General features: G+C 39.3%; 10 protein-coding genes. 2 read left to right on the forward strand and 8 right to left on the reverse strand.

Going from position 1 to position 8,606, the window contains the following annotated elements:
* Window positions 1–71: 71 nt before the first annotated feature.
* Window positions 72–1,217, forward strand: coding sequence for a lyase family protein (locus ACXIUD_RS01465; protein WP_458050862.1), 1,146 nt, complete (start codon window positions 72–74; stop codon window positions 1,215–1,217).
* 55 nt (window positions 1,218–1,272) lie between these two features.
* On the opposite strand, the gene ACXIUD_RS01470 is transcribed toward ACXIUD_RS01465, so the two are convergent.
* The 8 genes from ACXIUD_RS01470 to ACXIUD_RS01505 form a co-directional block, all read right to left on the reverse strand.
* Window positions 1,273–1,971: a hypothetical protein gene (locus ACXIUD_RS01470; protein WP_458050863.1), complete on the reverse strand. Its 699-nt coding sequence runs from the start codon at window positions 1,969–1,971 to the stop codon at window positions 1,273–1,275.
* A complete protein-coding gene (locus ACXIUD_RS01475; protein WP_458050864.1) occupies window positions 1,958–2,647 on the reverse strand; it encodes a hypothetical protein in 690 nt (229 codons plus the stop codon). Before ACXIUD_RS01475 ends, ACXIUD_RS01470 begins: the two co-directional genes overlap by 14 nt.
* 9 nt (window positions 2,648–2,656) lie before the next feature.
* Window positions 2,657–3,361, reverse strand: coding sequence for a hypothetical protein (locus ACXIUD_RS01480; RefSeq protein WP_458050865.1), 705 nt, complete (start codon window positions 3,359–3,361; stop codon window positions 2,657–2,659).
* Window positions 3,358–3,975: a hypothetical protein gene (locus tag ACXIUD_RS01485; RefSeq protein WP_458050866.1), complete on the reverse strand. Its 618-nt coding sequence runs from the start codon at window positions 3,973–3,975 to the stop codon at window positions 3,358–3,360. Before ACXIUD_RS01485 ends, ACXIUD_RS01480 begins: the two co-directional genes overlap by 4 nt.
* On the reverse strand, window positions 3,972–4,646 hold the full coding sequence (locus ACXIUD_RS01490; RefSeq protein ID WP_458050867.1) for a hypothetical protein: 675 nt from the start codon (window positions 4,644–4,646) through the stop codon (window positions 3,972–3,974). Before ACXIUD_RS01490 ends, ACXIUD_RS01485 begins: the two co-directional genes overlap by 4 nt.
* An 11-nt stretch (window positions 4,647–4,657) precedes the next feature.
* Window positions 4,658–5,368 carry a hypothetical protein gene (locus ACXIUD_RS01495; RefSeq protein WP_458050868.1) on the reverse strand — a complete coding sequence of 237 codons (711 nt, stop codon included), beginning with the start codon at window positions 5,366–5,368 and terminating at the stop codon, window positions 4,658–4,660.
* Window positions 5,365–6,048 carry a hypothetical protein gene (locus tag ACXIUD_RS01500; protein WP_458050869.1) on the reverse strand — a complete coding sequence of 228 codons (684 nt, stop codon included), beginning with the start codon at window positions 6,046–6,048 and terminating at the stop codon, window positions 5,365–5,367. The genes ACXIUD_RS01495 and ACXIUD_RS01500 overlap by 4 nt, the downstream gene beginning before the upstream one ends.
* A gap of 144 nt (window positions 6,049–6,192) precedes the next feature.
* Window positions 6,193–6,537, reverse strand: coding sequence for a PadR family transcriptional regulator (locus tag ACXIUD_RS01505; protein ID WP_458050870.1), 345 nt, complete (start codon window positions 6,535–6,537; stop codon window positions 6,193–6,195).
* A gap of 923 nt (window positions 6,538–7,460) precedes the next feature.
* On the opposite strand from ACXIUD_RS01505, the gene ACXIUD_RS01510 reads away from it, so the two are divergent.
* Window positions 7,461–8,375: a glutaminase gene (locus tag ACXIUD_RS01510; protein ID WP_458050871.1), complete on the forward strand. Its 915-nt coding sequence runs from the start codon at window positions 7,461–7,463 to the stop codon at window positions 8,373–8,375.
* Window positions 8,376–8,606: the final 231 nt, after the last annotated feature.

The following is an 8,606-nucleotide window of genomic DNA, read 5'->3' on the forward strand; positions in this document are numbered from 1 at the left end:
ATATCTCTGTGGCAGGATGATTTACAGGTCCCATGGACTATAGCTCCCTTCTTTTTTCTTAACTTCAACACATGATTGACCGAAAGATTTTCAAGACTTACTGGGGTTACCCTCAGGTGAACTCACATTTTAATGATACGAGTTTTATTCGTGCGCTTTTGACATACGAATCTTGTTTAGCTTCCTGTCAATCCAGTTTAGGTATTATTCCAACCGAGGCTGATCAAGCCATCCAAGAGGCTGTCAATCGAGTGAATGTAAATGAAGCCTTAATTCAACAGGTGGATAATTCCACAGCCGAAAATGGTATCCCAACCATCGCAGTAGTCGAGGCTATTAAAGAACTGCTGGACCAAAGCTTTCATCCATTTTTACATGTTGGGGTTACATCTCAGGATTTGATTGATACTGCGTACATGCTTGCACTTCAACAACTGACCAAAGACTTTCAGCAGGTGTTTTCTGAAAGTTTTCGATCCCTAGTGAATTCTTGGCTAGGAAAAAGTGATTGGTTGTGCATGGCACGAACCCGACAGCAACAGGCCCTGCCGGTGACTTTTGGGTACAAACTTTACCATTGGTTTGCGCCATTAGTAGATAGCTTGGCGATGCTTAAACAGCTCCATTTTCCAGTTTCTCTGGGTGGACCTGTGGGGGATATGCGGACCTTTGGATTGCAAGGAAAGGAGCTTACAGCAAAGTTGGCAGAAGCCTTGGGCTTGGATGATTTTGGAGATGATTGGCATCAAAACAGGCAGCCTGTTTTGGCTATTGTGAACGCGTATGAGGGAATTTTGATGCAGCTTAGGAAAATCCTTCAGGATTGGCTTTTTTTGGCGAATTCAGAGGTTGGAGAACTTCGACTGGAGTCTAAAGGGAAGAGTTCAGCCATGGCGCATAAAAATAATCCTGTTCAATTGGAACAGGCGATGGTACTGGTAAAAATAGCGCTTGACAGTATACAAAATTACAAGCAGCATGCTGTCTTCAGTTCCGAGCGGGATGGGGTCAGTTGGACGCTGGAATGGTATTATTTAAGCAGTTTGGATACTCAGCTTCAGTTAGCGGCACATGGTTTTTTAAAAACCATGCAGGTAATGGATTGGCAGAAAGAGCAGATGGAAAAGCATACCTCATCTTTTCAGCATCAATTGCAAGAACCTTCTTTAAGTATGAGCTTTAAAGAGGCGTTGGAGAAATTGTTAATATCCAAATAGGATTGATTTTTATACCACAGCTTGTTCCTGTTTTCAAACCAGTCTCTGCCAATTACTATTTCCCCACCTCTCCATATAACTTTACCAATTTTTCAGTTTCCGCGATATTTCTGTTCAAAACCTTGGGCAGAAAGAAGAAGCTAAGAAACAAAAAGGCCATACAGGCAATGATCAAACTGAAAAACACCTGTGTAAAGATGGAGTCGAAGAGGTTTTCAGGATTGTTGAGGAAGATATGTCCTTGCATACAGATTTGTATTCCCAGATTAAAGTACACGAAAAGTATGTTTTGAGCTGTATACGATGCGTATTGCTTGTATTGTGCATGATGTTTCCGGTATTTGAAAAACATCCCAATCATCGGTACAATCAGGGCGGCAATCATGATGAAATACCATGTTTTGATATCAGGCACCAATAGGGAGGCTTGATACATGGCAACCCCAATCCCTATCGGAATGAAGATATTGATGCCGCTAAAAACAGTTTTGATTTCCTCCCAATAATATCTTCGGAACCGTCTTTCTATCATCTTCAAGTAAGACTCCTCCAAACCCGAAAACCCAAAAATCCCAAAGGAGGCATGCACCTTAGCAAAGGCAGCTTCTAAGCTGAGTTTAGGATTCTCCTCCAATAGCTCTTCTATCTTACAGGCCACATGATCTAAGATTTCATACTGCACATCGATAGCAGGATACCCCTTATGGGAAATCATCTTTTTGAGTTGTTCGATTTGGTCTTTACTTAGTTTCATAGAGGAAGGGTTTGAGTTTGGATTGATAGACCATTAAGAGTCCTCTGTTTGCTAGGAGTAACATACATAAGATGGCTGTGGTAGTGGCGGGGTTTGCGGTCAGCACATCAAAAAAGCTTTCAAAACCTTTTAACTGCTTGATAGTAAAAAGAAAAATTCCCCATCCAAATAGATGTGCACCAATCAGCACATTGAACGCATCTCTTTTGCTACTGTATAGGCCTTTTCCCTTCAATTCAGGAGCTTTCTCTCCAAAGGTATCCTTAGTATGATAAATCCATGCAAAAAAGAAGGTTGGAAGTAATACAAGAAGTAAAAATAGAGGTACCATCAGTACGCTTACCGTTGAAAAACTAAATCCAATAACTGTTGCTATGGCTAATAACAAGAGTTGGCTTAGGATATTTTTAGGATTTAAAGAAAAAATGCTTTTGGCAAAACAAGATGCAAACTCTAAACTCAGCGCATGCTCATGTTTAAATCTTATTTTGAACAGCTTCCATCCGGTCCAGTTCTCTTTTTCTTTTTCCCAAAATGTTTGGACATCTTCAGTTCCTGATGCTTCATAGGCACAGAGGATATGGTCTAGAATTTCAATATACAATTCCTCACTATGGATCGGGAGTTTAGTGACCTTTTCTTCTAGGTATTGAAGGTCTTTTGGGGATAGTTTCATGGTTTTTAATTAAGCTGTTTCGTACATTTTTTGAAGGACTAAGGTTCTTTCCATACTATGGCCAATACTTTTTCTTACACTCAAGAGGAGAGAGAAAGTAATGAATATAATGCTGATCAAGATCCATTCGGTGATATTCATAGAGGTGAGGTTCCACAATTGAAGTTCGTTTGCTCTCCAAATTAAGTTGAAGGCGATGTATAAGCCTATATAAAGCATCAAACTCAAGGTAGAACTTTGTTTGATTGCTGCGTATTGTTGAAACTTTTTCAGTTGCCTCCAATTATTACCAGAAATTAGCTCAATGAGTACGAAAAAAATACCGATGGAAAACAGGTAGCTGCCTAGGTAACTGCTTCCAAATAAATATTGATTGAAATAAGCTAGGCCAAGGAATAGCGCAGTTATTCCAAGAGGAAGCACGATCCTCCAGCTGGTCAAAATATTTCTTAGTACTTCCATGGTGAATTTGGTAGCCTTTTGTTGAATAGTTTTTTCATAAGACTCCTCCAAACTCGAAAATCCGAATATTCCAAAGGAAGCATGTACTTTGGCAAAGGCAGCTTCTAATGACAGTTTGGGATCTTGTACCATCAGCTCTTCTATCTTACACGCTACATGGTCCAAAATCTCGTATTGCACATCGATTAGCGGATAACCCTTATAGGAAATCATTTTTTTGAGTTGCTCGATTTGGTCTTTACTTAGTTTCATACAGTCTTCAATTTTTGAATTTCACGGATTGTCATAGTAGATCCAATGACAAATAAAAAGGAGATATAAAGAGTGGTGATTACCAAGATTGTTTGTGGAGTACATTTTAGCGTCAAAAGCAAATCATAATTTGTTGCAGGTAACAAAAGCCAGAAAACCAACCAAGAAGAGTTCCAAGAGGCGACTATAGTTGAGTTTTGTATCAGTTTCTTTTTGAAAGTCAATGCAATCAAAAAGCTGATGAGGACCATGAAGGAGATTTTCATCCATTTGATGGCAAAAGGGATTTCAAGGCCAGTACCGTTCACCACTAATATTATCAAAGCAGCTAGCAAGAGAGATTTAATCAAAATTATCGGTTCAAAGAACGATTTAAAAAGTGACTTCATTTTTGACAAATGGGTAGCGATGAGTACATTCATCTGGAATTTTTCAGGATTTATCTTTTGGCGGGCTTGATGAAATGCCGTGTCAAAATCCAATCCTTTCTTCATCAATTGCTCCGTCTCTGAGGCTATATGGTCTAACAGTTCATTCTGAATGTCCCAATAGTATATTTTAGCTTTTGAAAGCTCTTTGTTGATGATATTTATTTGGCACTGATTCAGTTTCATGGTTTGATAAGTTTTAGGGTTTTAAGATTAATAGCGTTAAAAGTCACCCAACAACAAGCAAGCAATATTATGCTGAATGAAACCAAGAAGTACGGAATCAAATAGGCATAGGGGGTATTCGTAAGTAAGTTTGGGATTAATTGAGCAAATAAATTGGTGATCCCAAAGATGAATAGATGGGAACCAAAAAACTGTTGGGCTAGGACGTATCTAGGTTTATGCACGCTTGGGGCCAAAGACCAGCTAAACCCATATTTGTTTTTATTAAAATAGATGGAAAAGCCTACCAAAGAAAACAGTATCAAAGCAGAAACGATATAAGTCCCTTCTGGTCCTGTCAACTGAAATACCGGAGTAGCGAGCAAACCTACAAGCAGGAGGATGCCTAGTTTTTTCCAGCCCAAGGTCCAGACTTGATAGCTTGATCGTGCGGTTCGTAAGAACTCCTTCCAAACAGATTTTTCTAATTCTTTTTCCATTCCCTTAATAACTGACCAAGAAAAAGTGTCGTCCAACTCTTCTTTCTTTTTTAAAAAATTCTCTTCTGATTCCTGCTCTAAAGCCGAGATATAATGATCTAACAACTCATCGTAGATTTCCTGATACGCAATCAAGCAACGATCGAGTCTAGTTTGGATGGTTTGAATTTCGGTTTCTGATAGCTTCCTCATAATTTCCGTTATCAATTGAGTTTAGGTCTTGAGAGATTAGTTTTTGTACGGAACCTCACTATTATCATAAGTGTAAATAGCCACACTCCAGCTACAGTCGCATATAAATAAGGAGGCTGGAATATGAAATTTGTATTATTTTCACTCCCCACTTCCATTATATATATAAGGAGTAATGGAGCAAGGACAATTACAAGACAGATTACATGTAATATTGCAAAGCCTTTTGGAGAATCTGCTTTGGAATGGGCAAAAATCGGTTTATCATCAATGAGACGATAGTGATGCTTTTTCTCATTAGTGGGGTACACCCTTGATATCATCCAGTTTTCAACATAAAAAGCGGATACCATAATAATATTCAGTACATGAATAAGCGCTCCTACTTTTGGGATGTAGTTTGTCAGTGTTAGGACAAAGGCTAGTAAGACTAATGGGATCCAACTATTTTTTAGCGAAAACAAAGCCAATAGTTCCTTTTTGAATTGTATGGGGTACTCAGCTTTTAGATTTTGAAGGTATTTTGCAGCAGTCTGCCGACAATATCCGATTGTAAATGTTTCATCCAATTCAGTCAATACCTCTTCCATGGATCGTTCCTCCTCCTGTTCCAGGGCCGACAGATAATGATCCAATACTTCATCTCTTACCTCGATGTAAGGGATGTGCTTTCCATTGATATGGTAGTGTAAGGTTTCGATATCTTTTTCTGTCAGTTTCATATCAAAGCCGTTTTAGATTTGATTTTCCAGACCTCTATCAAGGATAAAGCATAAAGGGTTACCAATACTGTAAAAACTGCTGCAACCTGTGGTGCGATCAATTTTGTAGGTTCCCAATTGAAAAATAAAGATGGAAAACTAATAAACGAGTATATGAAAATACCAGGTAAGCTAGCTCTATTTTCAAAGAAGCCAGCGAAGGAAGACTGGATTGGTATTCCCATTCCCTTAAAGGATTGACGAATGGGTTTCATTTGTTTGTATGATTGATAGCCATAGTATAGCTGAAAGCCTAGTAAGAGCGCAAAAGGCAATAGGATAATCATTTTTAATTCGGTTGGACTTTGAAAATAAGTACTTAAGTAAATGGTAACCGCTATCAAGCCCAAAAGATACGCCCAGCGCCCGGCACAGAAAAAGCTGCGGATCACATGCCACTGGGTCTTACTGATGTCTTTATAGGCTGATTTTTTGAATTTGGACTGTAAGGCATGACAGTACGCGTAGCTGAATTTTTGGTCCAACTCAAAAAGCTGTGACTGGAACTCTTCCTCTGGAAATTCCTGCAAATGACTGATGAAATGATCGTACACTTCCATCAGGATTTCTGCGGAGGAAATCTCTTTCCACATGATGGTTTGGCGGATTTCTTGGAGTTCTATGTTGGTTAGTGGACGCATAGTTTTTAGTTTCTCGCAACGGGCGCAAAGTTTTTCGCCACGCTCGCTACGGGTACTTTTTTAGGCTGTAATTAACTTTAACATAAGTATTCAATTGTTCTTTGCGTTCGCTGCGCCAGTCGTTGCGCACGCTGCGTGAACTCGTTAAGCCAAGCCCGGCTTCCACTCGGGATCCAAGATACGTTGCAGATTGCCGACGAAACTCTGCAACTCGGACATCTTGGCGCTGACTTCCTTTTGCCCAGTTTTAGTTAAGCTGTAATATTTTCTTACCCGATTGTCTACTTGTTGGATTTCGGTGGTCAGCAGACCTTCTGCTTCCAACTTGTGCAGGGCGGGGTAGAGGGCACCTTCGGTGATTTTGATTTCACCCTCGGTCAGTTCCTTTACCCGTTGGGTTATCTCGTAGCCATACATTTTTTCATTCTCTTCCAACAGTTTGAGGATGATGGTTTGCAGGCTTCCTTTGATCAGATTGTTATTCGACATGGTGTTTAAGTACATTGGATGGCTAAATATATAAAAAAATTACATACATAAGAAACTTGGGTATATTTTTTTAGAATCGAGCTTGTCTACCGTTAGGTAGGAGGTTAGAAGCGAGCTTGTCTACCGTTAGGTAGGAGATTAGACTCAATTCCAGTCGTAATGCGATGTCGGTTTTAGAAATAAGAGACAAGAGACAAGATGGGGATGACAATTAAATTGAGAGATTATGAGTGATAGATATTGAAATATGCTCACTTCGACAAGCTCAGTGCGGGTGCTTCGACAGGCTCTGCACAAGTGCGCGATATAAATTTATATATGCCCACTTCGACAGGCTCAGTGCAGGTTCGGCGAAATATTGGGGGCGTGTGAATTAGGGGATTATTCTAAAAAAATATTTGCTATTTCATTATATTTCTAAGTTCGTTCTAGGAAAAAAACCATTAAGGAATTGAGAGGATTAAGGTATGCAATTAGTTTTCTCCCAATTCGAGAACCGACAGCTTTTGAATACTAATCACTTAATCAACTAATCACAATTCTCCACTCTTCACTTTCCACTGATCACTACTCACTGTTAACTACCCATTCAATGCCAGAGATTAAAATTCCAGGATATTGATTCGTGTATTCCTTAAAAACCTGCAAGAATTCTCTCTAAAAATCTCATTTCAAATCGTGGGTTAAAACCCACAAGACCTGTTTCTTCCATTTGAAATCCGACCAGTAGGTTTTGATATTTATACATGTTTCTCCTTAATTACGAGAATTTGTCTTGATTCTTGATTTTTGTCTCTAGACTCTCGCCTCTCGTTTCTCGCTTCTCTACTTATATCGATCATTCAACCCTTTTCCCTGATTTCATAGTGAAAAATAAGAAAAAGCTGTTGAATTTGTAATATAAATTCTTTCCCTTTGATGGTATGAATTATCAGCAAGTAATAGAGGAAGTATATCAGGAAGTACAGGAGCAAAATTTAAGAGGTAAGGTGGCTACTTATATTCCAGAGTTGGCGAGTGTAGATCCTAATCAGTTTGGCATTGCATTGGTGGATCTAGAGGGGAACGTTTTTGGGGTTGGAGATTATGAAGTTCCTTTTTCTATCCAAAGTATCAGTAAAGTTCATACGCTTACCATGGTTTTTCATGTGTTTAAAAGTAAGCTTTGGTCAAGAGTCAATGTTGAACCCAGTGGTAATCCCTTCAATTCTATCGCACAGTTGGAGTTTGAAAAGGGGATTCCTAGAAATCCTTTTATCAATGCGGGAGCTTTGGTTATTACGGATGCACTTTGTAGTAAATTTGAGAATCCTAGCCAGCAAGTATCTGATTTTATCAATGAATTAGCTGGTAAAACATGTGTTAGTATTAATCCTTCTGTGAAAAATTCTGAGAAAAACCACGGAGAACGAAATACTGCGTTGGCTTATTTCCTGAAAGCTTACAAAAACTTCGACAACAGGGTGGAAGAGGTGTTGGATGTGTATTTTTCCCATTGTGCCATGGAGATGAACTGTGTGGATTTGGCTAGATCTTTCTCATTTTTAGCAAATGATGGCTATTCCATCTTCGCCAAACGGGAGATCGTTTCTGAAAGCTATGCACGCAGGATCAATGCGTTGATGCTGACCTGTGGATTTTACGATGAAGCTGGAGAGTTTGCATTTAGAGTGGGATTACCTGGGAAAAGTGGGGTAGGAGGAGGTGTGGCCGCAGTCATGCCTCATAAATTCAGCATTGCTGTCTGGAGTCCCGAACTCAATGAAAAAGGCAACTCAGTTAAGGCAATCCATGCGCTGGAATTATTGACGGATAAATTGTCATTTTCGCTTTTTTAAAAGGTTCGATTTTAGCTTCGGAAGGGAAACCATTGAGGAATGAAGAGAATTAAGCTTTTATTTCAGACTATTCACTGCCCACTACCCCTTCAATGCCGGGGATTAAAATCCACGTCTATTGATACGTTTATCCCTTAGAAAATCATGCAGATGAGATTCATGAATTCTAATGCTGGTACCGGGTTAAAACCCACAGACGTATTTCATCCCAATTCATCCTTCATCCTTCAT

The organism is Mongoliitalea sp., from assembly GCF_054166905.1.